1 protein-coding gene is annotated in these 1,355 nt (G+C 74.5%); it reads right to left on the bottom strand.

The features are described 5' to 3' along the window. On the bottom strand, positions 1-951 hold a 951-nt coding region (locus AB0M20_RS43790), incomplete at its 3' end, for a maleylpyruvate isomerase family mycothiol-dependent enzyme (RefSeq protein ID WP_364307433.1). Positions 952-1,355: the final 404 nt, after the last annotated feature.

The following is a 1,355-nucleotide window of genomic DNA, read 5'->3' as shown; positions in this document are numbered from 1 at the left end:
GCCGGCGACCGGAGCGCCGCCGGCGATCCGCGCCTCGTCCGCGATCCGGGCCTCGTCCGTGCTCAGCCGGCCGGCCAACAGCAGGCAGAACCGGTCGGCGGGAAACGCGATCTCGGCCACCACGTCGCCGCCCGCCGGGTTCTCCGGGGAGAGGCCCACCAGCCGGCGGCCGCCGCCCTCGCCACCGAGCGTCAGCCGGATCGCGCTGGCCGGGTGGGCGCGCCCGGCGGCGGCCATGGCGGTGGGCAGCAGTCGGAGCGCGAAGTCCAGGATGTCGCCCAGCTGCCGGCCGCTCGGCCGCCGCGGCGGCAGGCCGAGCACGTCGCGGACGTCACCGGCGTGGATCCACGTCTCGAAACCGCGCTGGATCAGCGCGTCGCGCATCGGCCGGATCACCGACCCGCGCCCGGCCAGCCGGACCCGGCGATCGAGCAGCTCGTCGGCCGGCCGGGCGGTGGCCTCGATGATCGCGTCGGCCTGCCGGCGCCAGGACCGGCGCGGGTCGGCCGGGGAGACGCGGCTGAACACGCCGGCCGCGGTCGCCACCCACTCGTCGTTACCGCGCAGGTGGTGCACCAGCGCTTCGACCGAAGCGTGCCGGCCGGTGGGCCGCCGCCACCCGTCCTCGGGCAGCTCGGAGAGCAACTCGTCGAGGTCCTGCACGTGCGCGCGGTAGATCGCGCCGAGGCGGCCGGCCTCACCGGCGGCGCCGGTCCCGCTCGGCGCGCGGGCCGCCAAGGCCGCGGTCAGCACGCGGGATCGCAGGGCGGGCAACGGATCGCTGGCCGCGCTGACGCCGATCCACTCGGTGACCCGCCGCGCCTCCTCGATCTCCGCCGCGCAGCTCGCGCACCCGCTCGCGTGCTCGGCCACCGACCGCATCTCGTCGGGCGAGCACGCCTCCAGCACGTAGGCGCCGACGAGATCGCCGGCGTGACCGTCGTCCGTCACCAAGATCTCCTCTTCGGACGCTGAGTTGGCCCCAGGGTTGCCGCAGAGCGTACTGCGATGTTCCTGGAAGGCATTCGGATCAACGACAGGAACTCGAGACCTGGCACATCGATCTGTGATGCACGCCACTATCCACAGTGATCGCCATCCGGCCCTGCCCGGAACGCGAACGGAAGGCATCCACAGTTCCCGGGAGGGATCGCTGATGCTCCGATCCTGCGTCGCTCTGTTCGCCGCCGGCCTGCTCGCCCTGCCGCAAGTGGTCGCCGGTTCCACCTCCAGCGCTCAGTTCACGCCCGCTTCCGTGTCGCGGGACGCCGACGGCGGGCCGCCCCACAGATGGGGCCACCCCCCCGACCACATCGTACAACAGGGCGGGGGGGCGGCCCCCCGACCGGGGGTGC

Source organism: Actinoplanes sp. NPDC051633 (genome assembly GCF_040681735.1).
In the GTDB taxonomy this organism is placed as follows: Bacteria; Actinomycetota; Actinomycetes; order Mycobacteriales; family Micromonosporaceae; genus Actinoplanes.
The sequence above is the reverse complement of the archived record's forward strand: the minus strand, read 5'-3'. Positions and strand labels throughout refer to the sequence as shown.